This is a genomic window from Lysinibacillus sp. A4 (genome assembly GCF_024919535.1).
In the GTDB taxonomy this organism is placed as follows: Bacteria; Bacillota; Bacilli; order Bacillales_A; family Planococcaceae; genus Lysinibacillus; species Lysinibacillus capsici.
The window spans coordinates 124,003-149,460 of sequence record NZ_JANWTB010000007.1 but is presented as its reverse complement, the minus strand read 5'-3'; the positions used below and the strand labels follow the sequence as shown (position 1 = coordinate 149,460).

26 protein-coding genes and 2 other annotated features are annotated in these 25,458 nt (G+C 36.9%); of the genes, 18 read left to right on the top strand and 8 right to left on the bottom strand.

What is annotated here, in order from left to right:
- The first annotated feature begins 15 nt into the window (after positions 1-15).
- The 5 genes from NY607_RS15705 (at position 16) to NY607_RS15685 (ending at position 4,135) form a co-directional block, all read left to right on the top strand.
- Positions 16-1,587 (top strand): BCCT family transporter, encoded by a 1,572-nt coding sequence (locus tag NY607_RS15705; RefSeq protein ID WP_259419949.1) that lies wholly within the window; start codon positions 16-18, stop codon positions 1,585-1,587.
- Between the two features lie 82 nt (positions 1,588-1,669).
- Positions 1,670-2,158, top strand: a complete 489-nt coding sequence (locus NY607_RS15700) for a GNAT family N-acetyltransferase (protein ID WP_048394093.1) — start codon at positions 1,670-1,672, stop codon at positions 2,156-2,158.
- Entirely contained in the window at positions 2,155-2,799 is a 645-nt protein-coding gene (locus tag NY607_RS15695) for an aspartate/glutamate racemase family protein (RefSeq protein ID WP_259419948.1), read from the top strand. The genes NY607_RS15700 and NY607_RS15695 overlap by 4 nt, the downstream gene beginning before the upstream one ends.
- 72 nt (positions 2,800-2,871) lie before the next feature.
- Positions 2,872-3,351, top strand: coding sequence for a DUF4871 domain-containing protein (locus NY607_RS15690; protein ID WP_259419947.1), 480 nt, complete (start codon positions 2,872-2,874; stop codon positions 3,349-3,351).
- A gap of 271 nt (positions 3,352-3,622) precedes the next feature.
- Complete coding sequence (locus NY607_RS15685; protein ID WP_259419946.1) at positions 3,623-4,135, top strand: YfiT family bacillithiol transferase; 513 nt, start codon at positions 3,623-3,625, stop codon at positions 4,133-4,135.
- A gap of 79 nt (positions 4,136-4,214) precedes the next feature.
- Here the strand turns inward: NY607_RS15685 and NY607_RS15680 are convergent, their stop codons facing one another.
- Both NY607_RS15680 and NY607_RS15675 read right to left on the bottom strand, forming a co-directional pair.
- On the bottom strand, positions 4,215-4,832 hold the full coding sequence (locus tag NY607_RS15680) for an exosporium glycoprotein BclB-related protein (protein ID WP_259419945.1): 618 nt from the start codon (positions 4,830-4,832) through the stop codon (positions 4,215-4,217).
- 160 nt (positions 4,833-4,992) lie between these two features.
- Positions 4,993-6,180: a hypothetical protein gene (locus NY607_RS15675; protein WP_259419944.1), complete on the bottom strand. Its 1,188-nt coding sequence runs from the start codon at positions 6,178-6,180 to the stop codon at positions 4,993-4,995.
- Positions 6,181-6,415: 235 nt separating this feature from the next.
- On the opposite strand from NY607_RS15675, the gene NY607_RS15670 reads away from it, so the two are divergent.
- The 4 genes from NY607_RS15670 (at position 6,416) to NY607_RS15655 (ending at position 8,744) form a co-directional block, all read left to right on the top strand.
- Entirely contained in the window at positions 6,416-7,066 is a 651-nt protein-coding gene (locus NY607_RS15670; protein WP_004231775.1) for a BMQ_0737 family morphogenetic spore coat protein, read from the top strand.
- An 84-nt stretch (positions 7,067-7,150) separates the two neighbouring features.
- Complete coding sequence (locus tag NY607_RS15665) at positions 7,151-7,723, top strand: hypothetical protein (RefSeq protein WP_259419943.1); 573 nt, start codon at positions 7,151-7,153, stop codon at positions 7,721-7,723.
- Entirely contained in the window at positions 7,716-7,997 is a 282-nt protein-coding gene (locus tag NY607_RS15660; protein WP_112116799.1) for a hypothetical protein, read from the top strand. Before NY607_RS15665 ends, NY607_RS15660 begins: the two co-directional genes overlap by 8 nt.
- Positions 7,998-8,009: 12 nt before the next feature.
- Positions 8,010-8,744, top strand: coding sequence for a hypothetical protein (locus NY607_RS15655; RefSeq protein WP_259419942.1), 735 nt, complete (start codon positions 8,010-8,012; stop codon positions 8,742-8,744).
- 148 nt (positions 8,745-8,892) lie between these two features.
- Here NY607_RS15655 and rpmG read toward each other — a convergent pair whose 3' ends face one another.
- Positions 8,893-9,042 (bottom strand): 50S ribosomal protein L33, encoded by a 150-nt coding sequence (gene rpmG, locus NY607_RS15650; protein WP_004231780.1) that lies wholly within the window; start codon positions 9,040-9,042, stop codon positions 8,893-8,895.
- A 169-nt stretch (positions 9,043-9,211) separates the two neighbouring features.
- Between rpmG and NY607_RS15645 the strand changes: the two genes are divergently transcribed.
- The gene (locus NY607_RS15645) at positions 9,212-10,405 is read left to right on the top strand and encodes a GTP-binding protein (RefSeq protein ID WP_259419941.1); all 1,194 of its coding nucleotides are present in this window, start codon (positions 9,212-9,214) and stop codon (positions 10,403-10,405) included.
- Between the two features lie 20 nt (positions 10,406-10,425).
- Here the strand turns inward: NY607_RS15645 and NY607_RS15640 are convergent, their stop codons facing one another.
- Both NY607_RS15640 and NY607_RS15635 read right to left on the bottom strand, forming a co-directional pair.
- The gene (locus NY607_RS15640; protein ID WP_112116796.1) at positions 10,426-10,968 is read right to left on the bottom strand and encodes an isoprenylcysteine carboxyl methyltransferase family protein; all 543 of its coding nucleotides are present in this window, start codon (positions 10,966-10,968) and stop codon (positions 10,426-10,428) included.
- 1 nt (position 10,969) lies between these two features.
- The gene (locus NY607_RS15635) at positions 10,970-12,052 is read right to left on the bottom strand and encodes a type III polyketide synthase (protein ID WP_259419940.1); all 1,083 of its coding nucleotides are present in this window, start codon (positions 12,050-12,052) and stop codon (positions 10,970-10,972) included.
- Between the two features lie 392 nt (positions 12,053-12,444).
- Between NY607_RS15635 and rsgA the strand changes: the two genes are divergently transcribed.
- The 4 genes from rsgA to metG all read left to right on the top strand — a co-directional run bounded on the left by rsgA (position 12,445) and on the right by metG (position 16,661).
- A complete protein-coding gene (gene rsgA / locus NY607_RS15630; RefSeq protein WP_004231826.1) occupies positions 12,445-13,515 on the top strand; it encodes a ribosome small subunit-dependent GTPase A in 1,071 nt (356 codons plus the stop codon).
- A gap of 17 nt (positions 13,516-13,532) precedes the next feature.
- Positions 13,533-13,958 carry a FosM family fosfomycin resistance protein gene (fosM, locus tag NY607_RS15625; protein WP_259419939.1) on the top strand — a complete coding sequence of 142 codons (426 nt, stop codon included), beginning with the start codon at positions 13,533-13,535 and terminating at the stop codon, positions 13,956-13,958.
- A 15-nt stretch (positions 13,959-13,973) separates the two neighbouring features.
- On the top strand, positions 13,974-14,621 hold the full coding sequence (locus tag NY607_RS15620) for an HAD hydrolase-like protein (protein WP_054549646.1): 648 nt from the start codon (positions 13,974-13,976) through the stop codon (positions 14,619-14,621).
- 88 nt (positions 14,622-14,709) lie between these two features.
- Positions 14,710-14,970 (top strand) — a binding site (T-box leader).
- A gap of 56 nt (positions 14,971-15,026) precedes the next feature.
- Positions 15,027-16,661, top strand: a complete 1,635-nt coding sequence (gene metG / locus NY607_RS15615; protein ID WP_237898823.1) for a methionine--tRNA ligase — start codon at positions 15,027-15,029, stop codon at positions 16,659-16,661.
- A 50-nt stretch (positions 16,662-16,711) separates the two neighbouring features.
- On the opposite strand, the gene NY607_RS15610 is transcribed toward metG, so the two are convergent.
- Both NY607_RS15610 and NY607_RS15605 read right to left on the bottom strand, forming a co-directional pair.
- Complete coding sequence (locus NY607_RS15610; RefSeq protein WP_036079516.1) at positions 16,712-18,283, bottom strand: 2-isopropylmalate synthase; 1,572 nt, start codon at positions 18,281-18,283, stop codon at positions 16,712-16,714.
- Between the two features lie 91 nt (positions 18,284-18,374).
- Positions 18,375-18,613: a binding site (T-box leader), on the bottom strand.
- Positions 18,614-18,875: 262 nt separating this feature from the next.
- Positions 18,876-20,570, bottom strand: a complete 1,695-nt coding sequence (locus tag NY607_RS15605; protein ID WP_259419938.1) for a methyl-accepting chemotaxis protein — start codon at positions 20,568-20,570, stop codon at positions 18,876-18,878.
- A gap of 311 nt (positions 20,571-20,881) precedes the next feature.
- Here NY607_RS15605 and NY607_RS15600 point away from each other — a divergent pair, with 311 nt between their 5' ends.
- From NY607_RS15600 to NY607_RS15585, 4 genes are all read left to right on the top strand, one after another.
- The gene (locus NY607_RS15600; protein ID WP_259419937.1) at positions 20,882-21,376 is read left to right on the top strand and encodes a DUF1648 domain-containing protein; all 495 of its coding nucleotides are present in this window, start codon (positions 20,882-20,884) and stop codon (positions 21,374-21,376) included.
- A 225-nt stretch (positions 21,377-21,601) separates the two neighbouring features.
- On the top strand, positions 21,602-22,192 hold the full coding sequence (locus NY607_RS15595) for an RNA polymerase sigma factor (RefSeq protein ID WP_259419936.1): 591 nt from the start codon (positions 21,602-21,604) through the stop codon (positions 22,190-22,192).
- A complete protein-coding gene (locus NY607_RS15590; RefSeq protein WP_131520924.1) occupies positions 22,164-23,288 on the top strand; it encodes a DUF4179 domain-containing protein in 1,125 nt (374 codons plus the stop codon). Before NY607_RS15595 ends, NY607_RS15590 begins: the two co-directional genes overlap by 29 nt.
- A 524-nt stretch (positions 23,289-23,812) precedes the next feature.
- Entirely contained in the window at positions 23,813-24,793 is a 981-nt protein-coding gene (locus tag NY607_RS15585; RefSeq protein ID WP_237898819.1) for a GNAT family N-acetyltransferase, read from the top strand.
- Between the two features lie 48 nt (positions 24,794-24,841).
- On the opposite strand, the gene NY607_RS15580 is transcribed toward NY607_RS15585, so the two are convergent.
- Entirely contained in the window at positions 24,842-25,279 is a 438-nt protein-coding gene (locus NY607_RS15580) for an Rrf2 family transcriptional regulator (protein ID WP_048394127.1), read from the bottom strand.
- Positions 25,280-25,458 lie beyond the last annotated feature (179 nt).

The window sequence follows — 25,458 nt, the reverse complement described above, 5'->3', positions numbered from 1 at the left end:
AAATGGAGGCACTGTATGCAAAATAAAATTTTAAAAAACCCAGTATTTCTGATTTCTAGTGGTGTAATATTTCTTTTGGTCATTATTGGAGCAACGATACCAGAAAAATTTAAGAACGTAGCAAACAGCGTATTTCATATGACTACGGATTATTTCGGCTGGTTTTATTTATTGACAGTCTTTATTATCGTTCTTTTTTTATTCGGACTGGCAATTAGCAAATATGGCACTATTCGTTTAGGGACAGAAGATAGTCGACCTGAATTTAGCTTTCTAACATGGATTTCCATGCTTTTTTCCGCAGGACTTGGCGTAGGCTTGGTCTTTTGGGGAGTAGCTGAGCCAATGAGTCATTACTTTTCACCTCCATTCAGTGACACAAAGCCTCTATCAACGGATGCAGCCAGACTTGCGATGGGATATTCATTCTTTCATTGGGGATTAAGCCAGTGGTCTGTTTATGCCATATTGGGCCTTGTTATGGCCTTTGTACAATTCAATAAAAAAAGAAATATGCTCATCTCCACTGCTTTAGAGCCTGTCACTGGAACAAATCGAGTCGTTAAAGGAACGATCGATATTCTCGCAGTAATTGCTACCGTCATGGGGGTAGCAACGTCTATAGGGCTAGGCGTATTACAAACAAATGGAGGTTTGACATTTGTCTTTGGTTTGCCAGATACATTTATCTTGCAAGTGGCCATTATTCTTATCATGTTTATTGGCTATATGTTATCAGCCACAACAGGTCTACAAAAAGGGATGAAGATTCTGAGTAATGTCAATATGACTTTAGCAATCGTCTTACTCTTATTTGTTTTTATTACAGGCCCAACAATCTTTATACTTGAAACCTTTACATTAGCTATTGGTGATTATATTTCAAATTTTATTCAATATAGTTTAAGGTTGCAGCCATATGTTGGTGGAACTTGGGTGAAGGATTGGACAATCTTTTACTGGGCTTGGGCGATTGCTTGGTCACCATTTGTAGGCTCCTTTATAGCTCGTGTATCCAAAGGCAGGACTATACGAGAATTTATTATAGGTGTATTAATTATTCCGCCCCTCATTGCCTGCTTTTGGATCGCGACCTTTGGAGGAACTGCGATGTGGTTTGATTTACATCAAGATGCACAAATCGCTCAATCTGTTCATAATGATGTAACGGTTGCTCTTTTCCAGCTTTTTGAACACTTACCACTTTCAATGATTGCATCCACAATTGGAATACTTTTAATCATAATATTTTTAATTACCTCTGCTGATTCCGCCACCTTTATTATGGCAAGTATGACGACAAAAGGATCTTTAAATCCCACCATTTTATCAAAGTTTGTATGGGGTGTTTTGATGGCAGCTATTTCAGGTGTTTTATTGTATACAGGAGGTCTTGAAGCATTACAAACGGCCTCGTTAATTGCTGCATTACCCTTTACAGTGGTGTTACTTTTATTAATGATTTCTTATATTAAGATGATGAAGGAAGAGATTATTCCTCTTAAGAAAAAGGATATCCAACGTTTGAAAATAGCGAGAAAGCATATTGAAAAGGAAGCAAAAGTGAAAGACAAACATACTAAGTAGTAGGCCGTATTCGAAATAATACGGTTTCTTTTTGTTTTAATATGCACTATTATGAATAAAAAACGATAAGAGGTGGTTTAGGATGGAAATTGTTTTAGCACAGAGCAAGGATGCCCCAGTTATACATCAGGTGATGCTACAGGCGTTTCAAGAATATGAAAAAGCTACTCCACCATCCAGTGCACTAAGTGAAACGGTGGATTCTATTGAGCAGGCAATGCAGCAAAGTGAACAAGCGTTTATTGGCTATATCGAAAAACAGCCAGTTGCCATGGTAAGGTTTACCCTCAGTACAAAGGGAATTTATTTTTTTAGACTTTCAGTGATCCCAGAAAGACAGGGACAAGGTTTAGCTAAAACACTAATTTCTTGGCTTGAACAATATACACTATCGAAGGGGATTACAATTAGTCAGTGCAAAGTACGTATGAGTGTTCCACGTAATATTGAGTTATATCGTTCTTTAGGTTATGTTGTAACGAAAGAGGAAATGGTGAAGAATCGTAATGGTAACTCTCTAGTAATAGCAACAATGGAAAAGAGACTTTCCAATGAGGAGGAGTTTAATTGAGAAAAAAGGTCGCCTGCTTGCATGCTCATTATTCCAATATACAATACATTGAGCAGGCTTTTCAAAGCGCTGAAGACATAGAGATACTTCATTTTGTAGACCCGGGCGTGATACAGCACGTGTCTAAAGGTAGTGATGGTTTAGCACGTAAAGTTAAGGAGCAAATTGAATGGATAATTAGCTGTGATGTGGATGCCATTTTAATAACGTGTACAAATTATATTGCTTTATTAGAGGATGAAACTTTGTTCGATCCCTCGATCCCTATCATAAAGATAGATGAGCCCTATTTTGAAAGTATATGTAAGCAACAGCCTCAATTTATTCTTTTTACAAATCCTGCAACTGTCGAAGGAACGATGGCAAGACTTCACCAATATGCTAAGCATCAAGGAGTATCAGTAGATGTAGAGGGAAAAATTATTGAGCATACATTTGATCTCATTATGCAGGGGAAAAAGGAAGCCTATGATGATGCTATTTTAAGGGCTTTGCATACTTTGTCAGCTGAAGAAAAATCCATATCGGTTGCCCAGCTATCGATGGTGGATGCAGCACAACGATTTGAAGATCACACGGCGATTACAATTCTCCATCCATTAAAGTCATTAGTTGATATTGTAAAGAGTACGATAAAATGATAGTTTCGTAATTTACAGAATTATCTGTAACAATATGGTTAAAACAAACGTTTCATAAGAAAGGGGGATGTTATGAAACGAGTTGTATTTGTATGTATATTGCTATTATTTTTAGTGGGTTGTACAGACAAAGCAAATGTTACAATGCCAGAGGATCTACCTGATTTTGTGCAAGAAAGTGATATTGCATCAGTTGATTGGAATCAAAAGGCACAGGAATTTGGTGAAAGAGGCATTATTGGTAATGCTGATAAGTCGGGTGTCATTGGTGCAGATATGCCAAGTTTAAGCACACAAAAATGGATGTGGCATCTATGGGGAATAGATGAAGTACGAGATACAGAATTAACGGTTATTGGATACCATAGAGACTCTAAAGTCATACAACCGATTTTAGTGAATGGTTGGAGCATAGGTCTCGGAGGACCTGTTAATGGAGCAGATGCTCATACACCTTCTCATGTGAAAGTTCCTAAGCCTGGTGAATGGGCTATTCTACTGTATACAAATGAAAAATACTTTGATACGTTGATATACGATATCCAGGAATAATAGTAAACCCTTATTTTGTAATTATTTATACTTATAAAATAAGGGTTTTTGATGTTTGTATATGTATTGGGAAAGGAGGTGTATGGTGTGCGCGTGTAAGCTTGCATTGTGTATTGCTTTCATATTTCTGAAATGTACAAGATGCTGAAGACGCCATTTCAGAAAGTATATGTAAATACGAAAAGCTATTGAACATAGATAATTACAGTGCATGGTTGTAGCAAGAAAAATATTAAATTGGTAATATAAAAAATAAACGGAGGTCAGCAATATGAAAGATTTACGTTATCCCATTGGACAATTCCAATTTCCCAAAGAAATGAATTCACAGCAAGTACTAGAGTGGATTAATGAAATTCGTTTGTTACCAAAACAACTTGCAGAGGTATTAAGTGGTGCAAGCGAGCAAGACTTAGTAAAATCTTACCGTGAAAATGGCTGGACTGTGACACAGCTAGTCCATCATATTGCTGATAGTCATATGAATAGCTATATTCGTTTTAAGCTAGCGTTAACAGAGGATGTACCAACCATTAAGCCATACAATGAGGCAGAATGGGCACAGCTTCCAGATTCTGAAATGCCAGTAGCAATATCTTTTAATTTGATTGAAAGCTTACATGAACGTTGGGTTTATTTACTGTCAAGCTTATCGGAGGAACAATTACAAAGAGCCTTTAATCATCCTGATTCAGGCCTGACGACTCTTGAGCATGCAATTGGCCTTTATGCATGGCATGGCAAGCATCATTTGGCACATATTCAGAATGCTTTGGTTAAATAAATATGGATGTTTTATGAAAAAACAAGTGATTTCTGCTAATGAGGAAATCACTTGTTTTCATTTTTTATTTAAGTTTATTTTATACGATAGTAATACCAGCACTTGCGTTACCAGCAAGTGTAGCAGCAACTCCTGTAGTAGTCATAGAGAATACCATTAGTAAACGATCACCAGTACTCACAGGTACTGAAACGTTTGCATTACCACTTGCAATCGTACCTACTGCTAATGCTATTAGTGGTAAAGTTGGCAATAAATCAACAAATGCTGCAGTAGGGCTGAATACATTGCTTCCTTGAACTGCGCGGTAAATCTGTGCTCTGACAGTTGCTGTTCCAGTTAGAGTTAAAGCAGCCGTTGCTGAGATTGTAGCAGAAATAGATGTAATAGTACCTGGACGTGGAACCGTAAATGCTTCTGTAGCAGCAGAAGTTGTTAAATCAATATTAACGCCAGCAAGAGTAATCCCTGGAACTGCTGTACCAAAACCTACAAGACTTACAGTTGCAATTAAACCAGTAGCAGCAGCTACTAAGGCAACAGGAGTTATTCCTGATGAGAATGGGATAATAGAACCAGTAGCTACTGGTGGAGTAATACATGCAGCGTCAATTGCAACAAAAGGTCCCAGTGCAGTACACTCCCCGTTACCATGACCGTTACCTGAACAGCCACACATTGAGTTATTCAAACACATTTTTACACCCCCTTTCTTCATTATTCTATTCATTTCAGATTAGGGGTTAAGGGCAATTATCTATTTCACCTATAAATTCCATGAATTCTTAATGACAGCTCTTATTTGACACATAAAGAAATCCACTATGTATGTTTTGACATAGTGGATGTTTAAGATGTTAACTCCATCTTTTAAAGAAATCGAAAAATGAGTTTTTTCCCTTTTTATGTTCTTCCTCAATCGGCTTGTTTACAGATTCAAGTTGTATGATTTCTTCTTCAAAGGACGGATGAACCTCATAGGTTGCATCAGCATGATACACTTCAACATATTCTTCTGTTTCCAATGAAGGAGAATGATCTATAGCTGAAGGTTCTGCTACTGTTTCTGCAATGATTGGGTTGAGAGGCTCACTAGCTATTGCTTCAATGTCTTGACTAACAGGTTCGCTAGGTTGCTCCAAGAGAACTTGTTCTATCGATTCATTCGTTACAATGGGATTCTCAAGAGTGTTATGTTCATTCTCAATTTTCACAGCCTCCATAGGATTATTGAATGTTTCAGTTTTAGTGCTATCTGATTCATTAACTATAGAAGATTGTAAAGTATCATTCTCGATGTTTTCTTCTCTTGAAGCAGGCTGTACGGCAGATGGATCATATACACTTACTGGAACTTCCTTTGCATCCATGGCATTTTTAAAATGGAAGGTGGATTCGACTGTCGTGTTTCTGTATAAACCATTGTATATTTGGCTGGGGTGCGTATTGATTGATTGGAAATATTGCTGATTAAAATGCCGTTCTTCAGGTTTAGTTTCCGGTAGACCATTCTGAGGAGAGGGACCCCCGATATTTACATTTGGTTGGTGGTTTTTGGCTTTACCTGCCACACTTTGTAGTAGTCTATAAGAAGGTTGTGCTGATGTAATTGTAGTTTGATCTACTGTCTGTGTCATTCTAGGTTGTCTAGGTAAAAGATTCGAATAAGTTTGTGCAGGCATGTCAATGGAGGGAGGTACGGTTTTTGTTTCATTTCCTTTAATTGGCAATATCTTATTTAAAATTGATAAAATCTCTTGGTTCATTCCTTCAATGGTTTGATTCAAAGACTCAAGCTGTGTTGAAAGAACCTTGATTTGATCGTCGTATCCTTTTATATATGAATTTTGTTTAGTATCCAATGTCTCTGTAATCCCTTCTAAATGGGCCATCTGTGTTTTTAGTCCATCAAACTCCTGCTTCATATAAAGGAAATCTTCAATTGACTTCCCCATTTTTAACGAGGTTAATGATTCTCTATAAGATTCAATTTTTTGCTTTAAATTTTCAATTTCTTGAGTGGTATACAATTTTGACTCTTCCATTGTAGTTCACCCCTTTCAGTCCATTATTAGTTTATTAAAAATATTGACTTTCTGTTACAAATATAACGGTTCTTTCAACATTTTGATTCGTATCGTTAATGAGAGAAGTGTATGAAAACAAATCTTAATTGATTTTAATAAATATCCAATGTAACTATTTGTTAGCCCATGCACTTATAGCTGAAAAACATATGCTACAAACGAAAGATAAAAATTTTATGGAGGTGTCAAAAGGATGCAAGAGCATATGCCATCCCAGGCGCAGGAACTAATCTGTATAAATGTTGATAAGGTATACGACTGGATTGTAAAAGAAATGTCGTTTGATATTTCACCTACTGGACCAATTACATTCCCAGGTGTTACAGCAACTACTGACTTAACAGGTGCTATTGTTACTTGTCGAGTAATTCCAGCAACTACAAATCCAATTGTGATTCTGAACCGTGAGAATCGCCAGTTCTCTATTGATGGATCAACTGTTTGTCTGCAACATCTAAATGTTCAAAAGAACTTCATTCTAACAATTGTCGTTACTTTACCTAATGGTACTGTTTTCACAAGCAATAATATTCCAGTTTCTCGCTGTGAGCAAGTGACATTATGTGCACCTAAGGGAACAGACGTTGAAATATTATACACAGATTTAGATTGCTTCGTTTGTACAACTGGAACACTTAGTGTTGGAACAGGTGCTGCAGCAGGTACAATCACGTTCTCTGCGTTGACAATTACTGTTGCTGTTTGTCAAAGTATTCAATCTACATTCCCAGTTACTGTGGAATTTTTAGCAACTTTCTGCGAACCAAGAGCAGACTTACCATTCTCATGTCCAACTGCGGTTCGTCCACAACAATGCCCAGTTATTTTCCCAACTGTTGGTTAATTGTGATAACAAAAAGAAGAAAGTCATACTATGAAGAGAGGGTAATCCTCTCTTTTTTTAATGGAAATAACAAGGAGGTTTAAAGTGGCAGATCGTATTGAAGACAAGATACAGGCACTAAAAGAACAAACAAATGCCTATGTTCATGATATTAAAAGATTGGTTGAGGAATTAGCAATTCCGAATAGGATTAACCTCATTAGTTATTTTACAACTGCACTTAATATTTCTTATGATCCTGAGCAAGAGAGTTTATGTTTAGGCTCCTATCATATTCGTAATATGGGTAGTGCAGCCGTCACGAACCCATCTTTGTGTATAACAATACCCAAGGAGTCACCGTTTTACTTTTCAGGGAGATATGTTCATGAAAATTTCACTCCAAATTTTAAAACACAGGGGCAGAGTCAGTGGGAGCGTTTTAATGACAAATCAAGCAAAGAGGAGTATTGGCTGAGACCAGTTGGTAAGTCAACAATCGAACCGAATGAAACCATTTCATTTACCAATTTTCAAATAAAATGGTCCCACAATTTATCATATTCAGGAACGATTATGGGTTTTACATATTGCGATCAGCTCACAGAAGGTGTTGTTGTTTTAAATCCAATTAATCTAAATGGAATGGGCCAAACACAGGAGGAAGACAATGGGTGACAACGAAAAACAAGAGTTTGGTAGTGTAATTCAACAATTAGTGAAGGAACAGTTAAGTCGTCGTAATGAACAAGATAATAGCTTTGCTTTTCTTGAAAAAAGTACATTACAGTTATTAATGGCCTATCTTGTTTCAGGTGAAAAGAGTCATGTTGAACAAATAGAGAATTCAAAGTTAGAAGAAAAATGGATGAAGCAGCTGGATGATTTACTAGAGGAAAGTAGAGAGCAGCTTGAAGAGGTGGTCGATTTACTAAAAAGATATTCAGGCTAGGGGGGTGTGATGATGGACAATGATATTGTGAAAAACAATGATCCAATACAGCTCCAACAAATGATTATTTTTTTAAGGGCCGAGTTAGCCAAGTACAAAAATGAAGTAAAAAGACTTAGAGATAGTGATTATTATGCTTTGGTTCTTCGACTTGAACGAGAAAATGTTCAATTAACAAGGCATAAAAAAGAACTTTCGATGGAGCTCCTAAAGCTGAAAAGAGACTTTGATAAAGAATTGCAAGCTTACGATGAAGAAATTCAGAAGAGAGAAGCACAAAGAAAAAAGCAAATTGCATCCATTGAGACATTATTAAAGGAATTGGCAGAATTGCGGGCTGAAAATAAGTCATTGATGGACAAAATTCAAGCATCAAAGGAGGTTTCGATCGATCCGAATGAAAAGTCTATTGTGGAAGGCTTAGATAAAAAGTTAAGTGACTATACAACCATGGCAAGTAAACAAATGGAGAACATTATAGAGACATTAGAAAAATATCATAGAGAGAAAGTAGAATCGGACAGCCTTCATCGACATTTATTAAGTGAGTTAGAGATGAAAAATTTAGATATTGAGCGATTATCCAATGAAATAGTTGCATTAAAGAAACAATCTAAGGATGGTAGCCCATCAATGACACAAGGAGTTAATATTGATGAACAAATAGATTTTAGATTACGCATGCTCGATGAATTAGATGAGAAATTGAATGAATTAGCGTTAGAAATCAATAGTGAGCAGCTTTAGCTATAAAATTTCATCATGACTGTTTCAAAGTGTACCCTTGAAACAGTCATTTTTTTGATTCGAATAAGAAGCTTTTAAGAAGGTTCAACCCCTCACAAAGAAGAGGAGGGTGCTCCAAAGCATCTCATCTTGACCCCCTATTCCAATATTACTTTGTTTCTCTATGCAGGGTTACGCGTTTCAGGCGAGGGGAGTACTTTTTAAGCTCCAATCTTTCGGGATTATTGCGTTTATTTTTAGTAGTAATATAGTTTTTATCACCTGTTTCAGTACAGGCTAATGTTACTTGTACACGCATTGAAGGACCTCCTTTTAAATAGTAATTATTACGATTTAAACAATATATTTCTCACTGGATATTGTCAAGTTTAATTTCACTAGTAATAAAAAGCTTTGCATTTTCCAAAATAATATGATTTAATTACAAATTGTAAATAGTAATGATTACGATTTGAGGAGTTGTAAGAATGACAAAGAAAATTCCTGTTACAGTATTGAGTGGATATTTAGGTTCTGGTAAGACAACAATGATGAATCATGTATTGCAAAACAAAAAGGATTTACGTGTCGCTGTTATTGTGAATGATATGAGTGAAATTAATATTGATGCGGAGCTTATCGCAAATGGTAGCGGTATATCACGTACAGAAGAGAAATTTGTGGAGCTATCGAATGGTTGTATTTGCTGTACATTACGAGAGGATCTATTGCAGGAGGTGGAACGTCTTTCGAAGCTAGGCAATATTGATTACATTTTGATTGAATCGACAGGGATTAGTGAGCCGATTCCAGTTGCACAAACATTTAGTTATTTAGACGAGGAGCTTGGCATTGATTTAACGAAGTTTTGTCGATTAGATACAATGGTTACTGTCGTAGATGCCCATCGTTTTTGGCATGATTTTCAGTCTGGGGAAAGCTTATTGGAGCGGAAGGAAGCTGTTGGTGAATTAGATGAGCGTGATGTTGCAGACCTTCTTATTGATCAAATTGAATTTTGTGATGTCCTTATTTTAAATAAGTGCGATTTAGTATCCGCAGAGGAGCTTGAGCGATTAGAACGTATTTTACGTGCATTCCAGCCTGAGGCAAAAATTATACGTACAACAAATGGTGTTATTGATCCAGTTGAAATTTTAAATACGGGGCGCTTTGACTTTGAACGTGTCTCTGAATCGGCTGGTTGGTTAAAGGAGTTGGAGCTTGGTCATGAAAACCATACACCAGAGACTGAGGAGTACGGGATCTCTTCTTTTACCTATAAACGCAAAAGACCGTTTCATCCGATGCGCTTTGTTGAGTGGTGTGATCACATGCCAGATTCAATAGTACGAGCAAAGGGTATTATTTGGAGTGCAAGACATCAGGAAGTTGCGCTATTATTATCGCAAGCGGGGTCATCTGCAAAAATTGAACCAGTCTCTTATTGGGTAGCGGCACTCTCTCAAGCCCAGCAGCAGGATGTATTCCAGCAAAGCCCTGAAGTATTGGAAGATTGGGATGAAGAGTTCGGAGATCGAATGACACAACTTGTGATTATTGGCATTGATCTAGATCGAGAAGACATCACTAAACAGTTGGACAACTGTTTGTTAACAAATGAAGAGTTTCAGAACCCTTGGGAACGTCTACAAGATCCCTTTAACTGGGAATGGCAATAAAGAAGAAAAGAAGATTTCGGCTAAGACTCCGAAATCTTCTTTTGAAATACACGATTATAATTAGTAGCATCTCGTAATGCTTTTTCTTCTATAGGTATTCGGACAGAAAGCATTGTAATATTGAGTAATGTAAAACAAAATGCTGTAAAGTATGCCTGAAACATGAGTGGTAGCAAAAGGATTTCTAAACAAACTACCGCATAATTGGGATGGCGCATATATTCATATGGCCCTTTACGAACAACATGTGCGTCAGGTAAAATGAGGATCTTTGTATTCCAAAAAGTGCCTAAAGAGCGAATACACCAGATTCTTAAAGCCTGCACAGCTAAAAATAATATAAAAAATAACGGAAATAAGGGCGAGATACCATTGTTGTTTGTGACGATTTCCACTATTAAAAACAGAAAAAAGCTAATATGCATGGCTACCATATAGGGGTAGTGTGAAGCACCTACTTCATAGGCTCCTTGAGAAAGCATCCACTTCTCATTGCGCTTGGCAATAACAACCTCTGTCAATCTTTGTAGAACGACAAGGATAAAAATAAAATAGAAGATCATGTTACTCCCTCCAGTTTAATAATACAGCTTCTGCACAAAAACCAGGGCCAAGAGCTACGAGCAAGCCTGTATCCTCCACTTGTCCTTCATTTAACATAAACTGCTCTAATACGTATAACACTGTCGGTGATGACATATTACCATGTCGTCTCAATATTTCCCGAGAAATGTCGGTTTTTTGGGGAGATAGATAAAGTGTATCTTCGTAAGCTTTTAATACCTTTTTTCCCCCAGGGTGCGCAATAAAATGAGTCAATTGTTCGCTATACAGTCCTTGTTCCATTAAAAATTGCTCAATGAAAGGTCCGAGCCAATTGGTAATAATAGAAGGAATACTTTTTTGGAAAACGACATGAAGCCCGTTGTTTTTCACATCCCAACCCATTACATTTTCCGAATCTGGCATCCATTTAGAACCTGTAGCTAGAATATTAGGGGTTGGCCTTTTTGTTGCGATAGCTACTTCATCCCCACAAACAAGTATGCATGCTGCACCATCGGCAAAAAGGGAAGCACCAATTAAATTACTTTTAGAAAAATCATTTGGCTGAAAAGTGAGGCTACATAACTCGACACAAACGACAAGTACCTTTGCATGTGGATGGGCTTTACAAAAATCATAGGCTCTGCTTATACCAGCGGCTCCTCCTGCACAACCAAGACCCCATAGAGGAATGCGTTTAAGTCGATCTGAAAAGGGAAGCTTGTTCATAACACGTGCGTCAATGCTAGGTGTTGAAATTCCTGTACTGCTAACAAAAATGATGGCATCGATGTCCTCAGTAGGAATAGATGAGGATAAAAAAGCTGTATTAGCTAAACATGCTTGAATGACACTTACACTGTATTGTGTAGCTAACTCAATATATAAATTATTACGTTCTTCAAAGGAGTGATTCGTACGATGCCATTCAGCTGGCACACAAAAATGGCGTGTGTCGATGCCACCATTTTCAAAAACCTTTAAGTAGCGCTCTAGTTTTGGAATTTTTGCATAAAAAAGCTCTTTCGTTAGTTCCTCTGCGTTATCTTGCTGTAATGTGTAAGGTGGTTGATATGTGCTAATTGAAATGATTTTAGGCAATCCAACATCTCCTCGCATTTAATGGTTTTGTTCATTGTATGCGTGGAAGATTGGAATAAATGCTTATAATATTGTAATTGACAATTTCTGAAAATTTAGCTATATTGATAACAACTAAATGGAAAGTAGGTGATGTGACATGATGAATAGATCTGTAATTAGCGAACTGCAATCCGGTTTGTTCAATTTCACACGCCTAAAATATACAAAGTGACGCCGTGCCATAACTTGGGGTATTTGTGTATCTTTTAAACGTGCCTGTGAAACCTTGTAACTGCCGAATTGCAGCTACAAGGTTTTTTATTGTAGTTCCAAAAGGTGAATTGCGATAGGGCCTCTTGCGGATGACAACTATTTTCGCTGAGGCATCATACGTTTAGGAGGAAAATAAATTGAATTTAACAACATTAGGTTTTACAACATATTTTGAAGAGCAAATGATAGAAATGAAAAAACAGGCTAAATTAAAAAATTGTGTGCCTGCAAGGGTTACTTTAGAGCATAAGCATTCTTATCGGGTGTTAGCTGAAGAGGGAGAATGGCTTGCGACAATTGCTGGTCATTATGCGTATACATCTTTAGCGAGGGAGGACTATCCAGCAGTTGGTGATTGGGTGCTAGTGGAGAAAATGCCCGGAGAGGAACGAGCAATTATTCATCAGCTATTCCAACGAAAATCTGTATTTTCACGTAAAGTTGCAGGAACGGAAATTCAAGAACAGATTGTCGCATCAAATGTCGATATTGTGTTACTTGTTATGAGCTTGAACGCAGATTTTAATATTCGACGTTTGGAGAGATATTTAGTGGCTGCTTGGGATTCAGGGGCAAAGCCCATTATTGTCCTGACAAAAGCTGATTTATGCGAAGATGTTTCGAGCTTAGTACAAGAAGTGGAGTCTGTAGCCTTTGGTGTGGATATCTTTGTAACGAGTGCTCTATCGGGCGAAGGTCTAAAAGAAATTCAGACGCTATTCACAGAGGGGGTCACGGGGGCACTATTGGGGTCTTCTGGAGCAGGGAAATCCACATTAACAAATGCTTTATGTGGTGAGATACTGATGAAAGTAGCTGGTATACGTGAGGATGATGCCAAGGGACGACATACAACAACCCATCGAGAGCTAGTAGTATTGCCTGCTGGCGGCTGTCTAATTGATACGCCAGGGATGCGTGAGCTTCAATTATGGGATCAAGGGGATAGTTTAGCTTCTAGCTTTCAAGATATTGAGGAACTAGCAACAGCTTGTCGTTATCGTGATTGTACACATCAAAAAGAGCCTTATTGTGCTGTCCAGCAAGCTATAGTAGATGGAGACTTGGACCAATATCGTCTACAAAGCTATTTTAAGCTGCAAAGAGAATTGGCTTATATGGAGCGCAAAACAAATACGCAAGCAAAACTTGAGGAGCAGCGCAAGTGGAAGCAAATAGCCAAGGGAATGAAAAAGGGGAAGAAATAATCAATAGGAGCACAACCATGACAATTCAAAACATCAATCATTTATTGTTTTCAGTTTCTAATTTAGAGGAATCCATCACTTTTTATGAAAGAGTATTTGATGCCAAGTTGCTAGTAAAGGGGAACAGCACAGCCTATTTTGATGTAAATGGACTGTGGCTAGCTCTGAATGTAGAAAAGGATATACCCCGTAATGACATCCATCATTCCTATACACACATTGCCTTCACAATCGCTGAGGATGACTTTGATAAGGTGTATGACAGATTGGTGCAGCTAAAGGTCAATATTTTAGCAGGTCGGCAAAGAGATGAAAAGGATAAAAAATCAATTTACTTTACAGATCCTGATGGTCATAAATTTGAATTTCATACAGGAACTTTGCAGGATCGTTTGGATTATTATAAGCAAGAAAAGCAGCATATGGCGTTTTTTGATAACTAATTAAGGAGAGATTTTATGAATAAAGCGTTTATTTTTGATATGGATGGAACATTATTTCAAACCAATCTTATTTTAGAGCCTGCTCTCGATGCAACATTTGATGTGCTGCGGACAAACGGCTTGTGGCAGGGGGAAACACCTATAGAAAAATATAGAGAAATAATGGGGGTTCCTTTACCTGTTGTGTGGGAAACATTATGTCCTATGCATGCTTTAGAGATACGAGAAGAGAGCAATGTATTATTCCATGTAAAGCTGATTGAGCAAATACGTGGACATAAAGGTGCTTTGTATCCAAACGCTGAACAAACCCTTGCAACATTGTCAGAGAATTATCCGTTATACATAGCGAGTAATGGACAGGTTGACTATTTACAAGCAATCGTCGAAACCTATCAGTTGGAGCGTTTTATAAAGGGAATCTATAGCATTCAAGCAATTGCAAGTGGGCATAAATCGGATCTGGTCAAAAGAGTTGTAGATGAAAATAAAATTGATTATGGAGCAGTGGTAGGAGATCGTTCTTCGGATATCCAAGCTGCACAGGACAATCAATTACTATCAATAGGTGTTCGCTTTGACTTTGCACAAGACAAGGAGTTAGAAAAAGCAGATATAGTAATTGATGATTTAACTGCATTGGTAAAGGTTACATTAGATTAACTTAAGAAAGTGTATCAAAATAAGGGATGATTTAGAGACAAACATTGCATTTCCTCACAAGAAGGCGTAAAATAATGCCAATCCTATAGAAAAAGCATTGAGAAGGAAAAGTAAATTGGATTAGCATTTTGTAGAGAGCCTCTGTTGGTGGAAATGAGGTAAGTGAACCCTTTTGAAAATGACCTTTGAGCTTCGTACCGAAAGCTTTTTAGCCAGTAGATTACGACGAGATGGGCACTCGTTACAACAGCAGCAGTATCTCTTTTTTGAGTGAAGACGTACTGATAGAGGCAAATAGTGTGAGCTATTTGTAAATATAGGTGGTAACACGGGTATACTCGTCCTAATCAGATTTGATTAGGGCGATTTTTTTTATCATTTTTTCTGTGAGGGGAGCAATTTAGAATGACGATTGTTATTGGAGGCGCTTGGCCGTATGCAAATGGCTCTTTGCATTTAGGGCATGTTGCCGCATTATTACCAGGTGATATTTTGGCTAGATATTACCGACAAAAAGGTGAGCAGGTTTTATATGTATCGGGCAGTGATTGTAATGGTACACCCATTTCTATTCGTGCCGCCCAAGAAAATACAACGACAGAAGCTATAGCTAATCACTATCATGAGGAGTTTACAAGATGCTTTCATGATTTAGGATTTACCTATGATTTGTACACAAGAACGGATGCGGAGCACCACCATGAATCCGTTAAGGCCCTTTTCTTACAGCTACTGGCTAATAATTTCTTATACAAGAAGAAAATTGAACAGGCTTACTGTGAGACGGATAAACAATTTCTACCAGATCGATTTGTCGAGGGGCTCTGTCCAAATTGTGGAGCGAAAGCAAGGGGAGATCAATGTGATAACTGCTCAGAAATTTTAGACCCATTGGATTTAATTGATAAGCGCTGCAAAATATGTGGGAACGAACCTGTTATTCGGGAAACTGAGCACTTTTATTTTACCTTTAGTCAATTTCAAGGAAGGTTGGAGTCTTATTTAGCACAAGCGAAAGCCGAGAAACGTTGGCGTGACAATGCTTTAGGGTTAACGGAGCGATACTTGGCAGAGGGAGTTCCCGACCGAGCAGTAACAAGAGATTTACCGAATGGCATAGATGTTCCAGTGCCAGGTTTTGAAGGGAAAAAAATATATGTATGGATTGAAGCTGTAGCAGGGTACTTAACAGCAAGCTTAGAATGGGCAAAAGAGCATCAAATAGCTATTGAAGATTTATGGAATGAAGAGACCATTTCATACTATGTACATGGGAAGGATAATATTCCATTCCATACAGTTATTTGGCCAGCCATTTTAATGGGAATTGGATCCAAGGCATTGCCTACCCATATCGTATCTAATGAGTATTTAACATTAGAAAAACGCAAATTATCTACTAGTCAGAATTGGGCTGTATGGGTTCCTTATATTTTAAGCCGTTATGATGCGGACTCTATTCGTTACTTCTTAACGATGAATGCGCCAGAAAATCGTGATACTGATTTTTCATGGCGGGAATTTATTTATAGCCATAATGGCGAACTACTCGGAGCCTATGGCAATTTTGTAAACCGTACATTGAAGTTTATTGAGAAATCATTTGCTTGTCAGGTGCCACAAGCGGAGGTGGATAGTGACATTCGAAAACAAACCGTACAATTGTTTAATGAAGCGGGTGTTCTTATCGAAGGTGGTCATTTCAAGCAGGCGTTAGAATCCATTTTTGAGTATATTCGCGGTGCTAATCGTTATTTTGATGAACAACAGCCATGGCTACAGGTAAAAGAAAACGTAGAGGCAGGTAATCGTACATTAGCAACTTGCGTCTATATCATTGCGAATTTAGGACAGCTGCTGCATCCTTTCTTACCGTTTTCAGCAAAGAAAGTAAGAAATATGTTAGGTATAAATGAAATGATGTGGCATGAGCAGGTAGATCTCCCTAAAGTCATTCGAGAGGTGACACCATTATTTGAACGTCTTGATATCGAACGAATCGATGAGGAATATCAAAAACTAGTTAGGGATAGTCACTAGGATTGAAAAAGCAGTATGGCGCAAGAGCCATACTGCTTTGCTATTTTCATTTAATTCATAACAGGTGTTAATTTTGTCACTACAATGCTATTAATCGCATTAATATAGGCTAATGCACTTGCCTTAAGAATATCTGTATCTGCTGCTTTTGCAATATACTTTTCACCTTCATGCTCAATCGTAATTTTTACTTTACCTAAAGCCTCTTTGCCTCGTGAAACACTATTGATATTATATTCCACTAGTTTTACATCCATATTTGTAATTTCTGCAATGGCTGAATAGAGGGCATCAATTGGACCAGAGCCTACTGCACTAGCTTTAAATACTTCGCCGCCTTTTCGAACCTTAACACTTGCTGAAGGGAAGCTTGTATTGCTGACGACTTGTAGATCATCAAAATCAAAGAATTGCTCACTATAATGTGTAGCATTTTTATTATTGGCATCATGTTTTTCATAATAGCTTTCAACAATAACATATAAATCGTGATCATATACTTCTTTCTTCGCATCGGCTAGCTTTAAGAATCCTTCGAAAATACCTTCAAATTCCTCTGTTGAAAGATTAGTAAAACCTAATTTTTCAAGTGCATTTTTCACTGCATGGCGGCCAGATCGAGCTGTTAGTACTAGCTCCATATCATCAAGACCTACATCCTCAGGATGGACGATTTCATAAGCATCGCGAGATTTTAACAAACCATCCTGGTGAATACCAGAAGAATGGGCAAATGCATTATCTCCTGTAATGGCTTTATTGACCTGTACATCTAAGCCCATAAAGCTAGAAACAAGACGTGAAGTATTCATAATTTCTTTTGTATTAATACGTGTTTCTGCATTGTAGACGGAGCTACGAGTTTTAAGTGCCATGACAACTTCTTCTAATGCAGCATTACCTGCGCGTTCACCGATACCATTGATTGTACACTCTACCTTATCTGCACCATTTTTAATTGCAGCTAGCGTATTAGCCGTTGCCATGCCAAGATCATTGTGACAATGAACGCTTAAAAGAACGCTATCATCTAAGTTTTTCATACGGTCATTTAATTTAAAAATCATTTCGCCAAATTCCTCTGGCTCTGCAAAGCCAACCGTATCAGGAACGTTAATCATCGTTGCGCCAGCTCTCATAACAGCTTCAATTGTTTTCCAAAGATATTCAAAGTCAGAACGAGAGGCATCCTCTGTGGAATATTGAACTTGCGGCAATAATGTTTTAGCGTATTTCACAGCATCCACGCCAATTTGTAAAATTTGATCTTTTGACTTGCTGAATTTTTTCTCCACATGAATATCAGATGTGCCAAGTACCATGTGAATCATTGGGTTTTGAGCATATTTCACAGCGTTATAGACAGCATCGATGTCAGCCTTTACTGCACGTGCTAATGCTGTAATCATAATGTCGTTTGTATTGCCAACCTTTTCAGCTACAGCTTTGACGGCATCAAAATCACCTTGAGAGGAAGCGGGGAATCCAGCCTCAATAATATCGACACCTAATTTTTTCAGCTGCTGTGCGATCTCTACTTTTTCATAAAGATTTAGCTTTGCTCCAGGCACCTGTTCGCCATCACGTAAAGTTGTATCAAACACCCAAATTTTTCTTCCCATTTTCAAACACTCCTTTTTAGTGATTAGTATCTAAAATCTACACTTAGGCCAATAAGTCATTAAAAAATAAAAAAACCCGTCTCTATTTAAAAATAGAGACGAGTTTATGCTCGCGGTACCACTCTAATTGACCTTCTCTTTATAGAAAAAGTCCCCTTATCGACAGCTATCACTGTCTATCCTGTTAACGGGGGAAACCGACATCCCTTACTAAAAAGTTCAGGGAGTAGCTCATGGACGAGTTCAAAATGTGTGCCTACCGATTTACACCAACCATCGGCTCTCTACAAGTACACAAACACTTTTACTATTTCCAATCTTGGCCTGCAATGTGTTGTTGAAAGCAATATTACTTGGATATTAACTGCCTGTCAATAATATTCTAAAAATTTATTTAATTCTGTCTTAAGTAATGTCTATTTTATTAAAAATTTGATATTTGGTGAAGTGTAAAATAAAGTAGTGAAGAATGTATTTACTAGGAGAAAATGGTGAGTAGGGTTAGCATACGATAGGTAGAAAAATCATGCTATTTTTCTTTGTATGAAGAAACTGCTCGTTTTCTATAAACCTAAAGAAAACGAGCAGTTTTTTATTCTACCTTAAAACGAGAGACTTGCGTGTGAAGTTCTTCTGCCATATTTGAAAGTGTTGCTGCTGAAGCAGCTACTTCTTCGATAGTAGCTAATTGTTCCTCGGAAGCAGAAGCAACATTTTGTAAATTAGATGAGGACATCTGTGCAATAGTTGCAATTTCATCAAAGGAAGCATAGATTTGCTCTGCACTAGAGGACATCTCCTCTGACACTGTCGTTGCTTCTTGGATTTGCATGGATACTTGCTCAATCAGCTCAACAATCTTAGAGAAACCTTCTTCTGCTACCTTCACTACTTGCATACCAATTTGAACCTCTTGAGTTCCAGTATCCATCACCGTTACAGCACGGTTTGTATCCTGCTGTATTTCAGAAATCAAGGTAGCGATTTGCTCAGCGGATTTTTTTGATTGCTCTGCTAGCTTTTTCACTTCATCTGCTACGACTGCAAATCCGCGTCCATGATCGCCTGCACGAGCCGCTTCAATGGCAGCATTAAGTGCTAATAAGTTTGTTTGTTCTGCAATATCAGTAATAATGCCAATGATATTACCAATTTCAATGGAATGCCCGTCTAGATTTTTAACAACACTTGCTGACTCTAAAACAGCCGTGTTGATTGTTGTCATCTGAGAGATAACACGATGTAAAGAATCATTCCCTTTCTTAGCCTCTGAATTTGTTTCGATTGCCAGTTCAGAAACAGCCGCAGTAGTAGAAGCTAATTGTTGTATACCATTTGTCATGTTTTTCATTGCTTCTGAGCTTTCAGTTGCGTTTTTCCCTTGAGCCTCTGAGCCACTAGCAACCTCTTGAATAGAAGAAGTGATTTGTTCTGTAGCCTGTATAGTTTGCTCTGCACTAGCTGTTAACTCAGCAGCAGAGCCACTTACTTGTACAGTGTTTTGGCGCACATTCGTAATTAAATCCTTTAAATTTGTAGCCATTTGATTAAACGCAAGCGCTAGATCACCTACTTCATCACGATTCTTTATACGAATTTGTTCAGCTGTTAAGTCACCCTCAGCTATTTTTTTCGCAGCTTTAGCCATACCGTTAATTGGACGAGACATTAGACTACCAACAACCATAGCAATTATCAGACTTATGACAACAGCAAAGACTCCAAGAAGCATCATTTGGAGCTTGATGTCTTGAATTTGATTGGATGTAGCAGCCATTTTACCTTCTACATATTCATTTTGATAATTAGAAAGGTTTTCAACACGTTCATCGAATTGTTTAATAATTAAGCGTCCTTGAGTACTATCCAATTTTTCGTACTTCTCTGTTTCTCCAGCAGCTTTTAACTCAAACATACGATCTGCAAATTCTTGCACATTTTGCTCACTTTTATTAATAGCTTCAAGCATCTTAATTGATTTTTCTGAATCTAAAGTAGCCATTAATTCTTCAGATTTTTGTTTGAATTCCTCGCGTGAGGCTTGATTACTTTGAAAGTTTTGTTTGTCTCCAAGTAGTAAGTAGCCTCGCATGCTGACAATTTCCTGTTTTGCAATCACCCGTAATTCCTGAATACTTATAGATTTAGTAGTTTGTTCCTCCAATAATGTACGATAGGTCTTATTTACAGAATCAAGCTGTTTTATATTTAAGCCGATTGTTGTAACGAGTACCAAAATAACTATAAAAAAACCGAGTAATAATTTCTTGTAGATAGTAAATCGCATAGTTGAAATATCCTTTCTCAGTAATTAGTAGAAATGTTACAAAATAATGAAATATGTATATATATCATTTATATCAGATTATATGAATTTTACAAAGTATTATGAGTATTTCTACAGTAATTAGTAGTTTGAAAATGGGTATAAATTATATATGAAGTAATAAAAAAAGTAGATTTTATCGCTATAATGCTACTAATAATAGGGATAATTAATGGTGCATGTTGAATATTAAGTCAATTTTCATAAATTTTGAAACTTTAATAGTAGTCATAACGTAGATGTAGTAAAGGAAAAGAACAGGGGTGGAGAAAATGTATAGGCCAATTTTAAAGTTACCTAAAACAAGATCAGAAAAGATATGGGACTATATTGGTGGTAGTATATTTATTTTATCCATCTTTTATATTATATTGGCATGGGGCAAGTTGCCTGATGAAATACCTGGTCATTTTAATGGATTAGGTGAGGTGGATCGATGGGGATCAAAAATAGAATTATTCATTCTTCCGTTCATCGGTTTATTTTTATGGATTGTTATGTGGCTGCTAGAAAAAGCACCTCATATGCATAATTATCCGTCACGTTTGGATGAAAGTAATGTAAAAGCATTTTATTTGAATAGCAGAAAAATACTAAATCAAGTAAAAAATATCTGTCTCATTTTATTTGCTTTTATATCGATTCAGATGGTTCGTATTGGTCTTGGTGAGGTAAATTCATTAGGATGGTGGTTCCTACCCATTGTATTGATAGGAGTATTTATCCCAATTATTAAAGGGTTTATAACAAGCTCCAAAATAAAATAGTGAGACTCAAACGCTTAGGTTACCCTTAAGCGTTTTATTTTTGTGAAAAATTTTTATAGTGTGTCACAAATGGCTGTTGATTTCAGTTATATAGGCGAAGAAGGGAAGATATAAAAGATTTCTCCAAGTAACTCGATGACATTCAATAATATTTTTAAGATTTTTTATCTAGTGTCACAAACTTCTAATAATTTCAGTTATATAGATTGGAGAGGGGGGACAACATTGACTACACGAGAACCATCAAAAGAGCGAGCTGATATAGATATTCAATCAATCGTGGAGCAAGTTCAATCAGGGGACACGCATGACTATGCAGAAATCATTCGTTGTTTTCAAAAGCAAATTTATATTTATTGTTACTATATGCTAGGAACCAAAGAGGAGGCGGAGGATGCTTCGCAAGATATTTTTATTAAAGGACTAGAGAATATTCATAAATTTTCTTATACGGTTTCCTTATCGGCGTGGCTTTATAAAATCGCTCACCACCATTGTATTGATGTCATAAAAGCAAAAAATAGGGGCTATAAATTTTGGCTAAATCTGAAGCAGGAACAGGTGAAGCAGACACAGACACCAATGCCTGAATATGATGAAATGGTACATAGGCTACTGGAAAACTTACATGTAGATGAAAAAAGAATTTTACTGCTTCGTTCTATTGAAGAGTATAGCTTTGAAGAAATTGCTGCCATTATGGATTTGAAAGCAGCTACAGTAAGAAAAAAGTATGAACGATTACGGAAAAAATTGATGAAGGAAAATATGTTAGGAGGGGATATTTATGGACACTCGTTCAAAATTGGAGGATAAGGAGTTAACTCAGATAGAAAGATTTATTCGGGAAACACCTGTTGAAGTAGATATAGTAAATCGGACAATGGACAAATATGAAAGCAGCCGTGATACAAAGCAGTCTGAAAAATTTAAAGCTCGTAAGAACTTACGTCAAAGAATCATGATGATTACAGTCTCCGCAGCAATGATTGTTAGTTTGATTATTATTACAGGTTTAATTTCACCAACGATGGCTGCGGCGATGAAAGAAGTGCCTTTATTATCATCTGTTTTTAAATTTACAAGGGATCTTGGTCTACACGCCGCAGATGAAAAGGGACTCTCAACAAAATTGAATATAAGCGTTACGCATGAAGGCTTTACATTAAATGTAACAGAAGTAGTGTATGACGGTACACGTGTTGCAATTGGGATCGAACGCCATCATAAGGAAGATGAAAATGCCAAAGAAAGTTTATCAGAGCAAATCAGTAATATTGAATTTTTACTAAATGGTGAACCATTGAATCACACCAATTTTAGTAGTGTTTTTGGACAACCAAGTAAGGATAAGAATTCCGCCATTCTTGAATTTGCAGATTTGAAAAACCAAGGAGGAAGTCCTTTTCCAAAGCAATTTAATTTGACATTTTCTGCTACAATAAATGGGGTTTCTAAACCTTTTAAAATGGATATTCCAGTGAGTGATATTGGAAACTATGTAAACCTACAACCTAATATAAGTAGAAAATACAAAAATAATCAGTTTACTATTGAACAAATTGTGCTAACTCCCATAACAACTAGTATTACAACAAGAATAGCCTTGCTTGATAAAACAACTTCTGTCGATTTCCGGGAAGGAATAAGTATCGAAGTTTATGATGAACAAGGGCATGAACTAAAACTAATTCATGGCAATGGTAGACGTGAGACAAATAAAGGAAATAGTGATTTCATCATGGATCTACGGGTACATCCATTTGAAACCGTACCGAAAGCTATTACAATGAAACCGTATATTCATCTTTATGACGATGAGGGATCATACCAACTGGATGAAAACGGAGACCCCAAGATTCAATACATTCCAGAGCTAGAAATAACAATACCAATTAACTCAAAAGAATAAAAAAGTAAAGAAAGTGAGCTTTGCCTCACTTTCTTTACTTTTTAGTACTTCAAACTATCCTCTTATATAAAAATAATAAGTACAAGTAGTGCTTGTACTACAGCGTTCCCTACATTGACAACTCTCTCTCCTTGCGCAATTGACCAATGATGACCATTCAATGCGATTCTAGAGTCAACATTTTGAATTAAATTCTAATAAATAATAACGTTATAAAAATAACGTGTTATGAATTTAATGGTAAATATCGTATATTTTACAATAGGTGTTTTATAATGAAATGTTGCAAAGTGAGTAATGCATAAAATACAGTTGATCTTTTATAGAAAGGAATAATGAAAGTATTAATAAAGTAAACTTTTTTATAACTCGTTTGGTTGTAGTTTTTGTTGCCTTTATTTAAAGTAGTTTGTAAGGCTACAAAGATTATTACGTCTTATGGATATTCCAATCGATGAAAAAGTTTTTCGTAAGCTTTACAATAAAGAAAATGTATTGTTAACAGAAATAAAGGAGAATAGAAGATGACGGTAACTTTAGTGAGACACGATATCAAATATGCCGAGGCTATGCATGCGTTGTCTTCTATGCCGCAGGTTCGTGATGCCCTTGGCTTACCTGCCGGCAAGGTAGAAGACACGATTCATTTTATTAAGCGTGAACGTATAGATGAAGAAGAAGGTAAAACCGTTCCTCGTGTGGTTTTAAATGAGGAGGGGCAAGTCATAGGTGTTACATCTCTGATGTTTATAGACCATCATAAAAAGAGCTGTCATATCGGCTCTTGGCTTGGCTATCAATTTTGGGGGAAGGGCTATAATCTTGAAGCAAAAACGGCTATTTTAGATATTGCGTTTTTTGAGTTGGGATTATCACGTGTTTTTGCAGGAGCCCGAAAGGTTAATATCCGTTCACAAAAAGCCCAAGAAAAGCTCCCTTTTGTTCGAGTAGGGGTGGAACAAGATTATCCTGAGGAGCATTTGTGGTTAGAAGTGAAGGAAAAGCAACCATGTGTGTTGAATGTTTTTGAACGAGAAGATTATGTCCGTTATCGAACATCCCTAGAAAAGGTAGAAGGAAACCGAGAAGCCTTTTTACCTCAGCTTTTATTAGCGGATGAGAGTGAGGTGGCGGTTCGGAAATATTTAGATAAGGGTACATTATATAAAATTAATTGTGGGGAACTGCTGGTGGGAGTGGCATTAGTCATTCCTCAAACTGATACTACAATTGAATTGAAGAATATTGCTATTGAAGCCAAGTATCAAGGTAAGGGAATAGGCAAAGAGATTTTGCGACAACTTACTGAAAAATGCCGTAAGGAAGGCTATCAGGTAGTATTGGTTGGAACAGCGAACTCAAGTATTGATAATATTGCTTTTTATCAAAAAGCAGGCTTTCGCATGGAGGCTATTGAAAAGGATTTCTTTAGTCATTACCCAGAACCAATTTATGAAAATGGTATTCGTGCATTGGATATGATTTTCTTTACAAAGCAATTATAGGCAATTTCATAAAAAAATACCCGTTCAACAAATGTTGAGCGGGTATTTTTATTTACCGAGCAGTAGAGCCATTAATTTTTCCTTAGAATGAAGGAAATCGTCCAAGGTGTATTGATCTAATACTTTCAAATAGGCTTGCAAAGCTTCATACAGTACACCCTTTAATTGACATTCTGGAGCTATTTTACATAGGTTATTTTCTTTATCGAAACATTCTACAAGATGAAAATCCTCTTCTGTATGACGAACAATTTCACCGATGGTAATGGTTTTTGGATCGATAGCAAGGCGAATTCCACCGCCGCGTCCACGAATTGTTTCAATGTAACCTAATAATCCAAGCTGGTGTGTCACCTTCATTAAATGGTTTTTCGATATATTATAAGCATCTGAGATCTCTTGAATAGTTGATAATTGACCATCTTCCTTTGCGCCTAAATAAATAAGCGTGCGCAGAGAGTAGTCCGTGTATAAAGTTAAGCGCATCCGAACACCCTACTTTCTATAATTCATAATAATTATAGCATTTTTACATTGAAGTATAATATCTTCAACCTATTTTTAAAGATGTATTTAGAATACATCAAATATGTCTATTTTGTTAAAGATGTATTTTATATATTGCTTTAAGAGAATGAAAGCGTTATATTGTAATCACGAAAGGA

Coding starts and splice junctions, on each gene's coding strand:
- NY607_RS15705 (WP_259419949.1), top strand. CDS start 16: ATGCAAAATAAAATTTTAAAAAACCCAGTATTTCTGATTTCTAGTGGT.
- NY607_RS15700 (WP_048394093.1), top strand. CDS start 1,670: ATGGAAATTGTTTTAGCACAGAGCAAGGATGCCCCAGTTATACATCAG.
- NY607_RS15690 (WP_259419947.1), top strand. CDS start 2,872: ATGAAACGAGTTGTATTTGTATGTATATTGCTATTATTTTTAGTGGGT.
- NY607_RS15685 (WP_259419946.1), top strand. CDS start 3,623: ATGAAAGATTTACGTTATCCCATTGGACAATTCCAATTTCCCAAAGAA.
- NY607_RS15680 (WP_259419945.1), bottom strand. CDS start 4,832: ATGTGTTTGAATAACTCAATGTGTGGCTGTTCAGGTAACGGTCATGGT.
- NY607_RS15675 (WP_259419944.1), bottom strand. CDS start 6,180: ATGGAAGAGTCAAAATTGTATACCACTCAAGAAATTGAAAATTTAAAG.
- NY607_RS15670 (WP_004231775.1), top strand. CDS start 6,416: ATGCAAGAGCATATGCCATCCCAGGCGCAGGAACTAATCTGTATAAAT.
- NY607_RS15660 (WP_112116799.1), top strand. CDS start 7,716: ATGGGTGACAACGAAAAACAAGAGTTTGGTAGTGTAATTCAACAATTA.
- NY607_RS15655 (WP_259419942.1), top strand. CDS start 8,010: ATGGACAATGATATTGTGAAAAACAATGATCCAATACAGCTCCAACAA.
- rpmG (WP_004231780.1), bottom strand. CDS start 9,042: ATGCGTGTACAAGTAACATTAGCCTGTACTGAAACAGGTGATAAAAAC.
- NY607_RS15645 (WP_259419941.1), top strand. CDS start 9,212: ATGACAAAGAAAATTCCTGTTACAGTATTGAGTGGATATTTAGGTTCT.
- NY607_RS15640 (WP_112116796.1), bottom strand. CDS start 10,968: ATGATCTTCTATTTTATTTTTATCCTTGTCGTTCTACAAAGATTGACA.
- fosM (WP_259419939.1), top strand. CDS start 13,533: ATGACAATTCAAAACATCAATCATTTATTGTTTTCAGTTTCTAATTTA.
- NY607_RS15620 (WP_054549646.1), top strand. CDS start 13,974: ATGAATAAAGCGTTTATTTTTGATATGGATGGAACATTATTTCAAACC.
- metG (WP_237898823.1), top strand. CDS start 15,027: ATGACGATTGTTATTGGAGGCGCTTGGCCGTATGCAAATGGCTCTTTG.
- NY607_RS15610 (WP_036079516.1), bottom strand. CDS start 18,283: ATGGGAAGAAAAATTTGGGTGTTTGATACAACTTTACGTGATGGCGAA.
- NY607_RS15605 (WP_259419938.1), bottom strand. CDS start 20,570: ATGCGATTTACTATCTACAAGAAATTATTACTCGGTTTTTTTATAGTT.
- NY607_RS15600 (WP_259419937.1), top strand. CDS start 20,882: ATGTATAGGCCAATTTTAAAGTTACCTAAAACAAGATCAGAAAAGATA.
- NY607_RS15590 (WP_131520924.1), top strand. CDS start 22,164: ATGGACACTCGTTCAAAATTGGAGGATAAGGAGTTAACTCAGATAGAA.
- NY607_RS15585 (WP_237898819.1), top strand. CDS start 23,813: ATGACGGTAACTTTAGTGAGACACGATATCAAATATGCCGAGGCTATG.
- NY607_RS15580 (WP_048394127.1), bottom strand. CDS start 25,279: ATGCGCTTAACTTTATACACGGACTACTCTCTGCGCACGCTTATTTAT.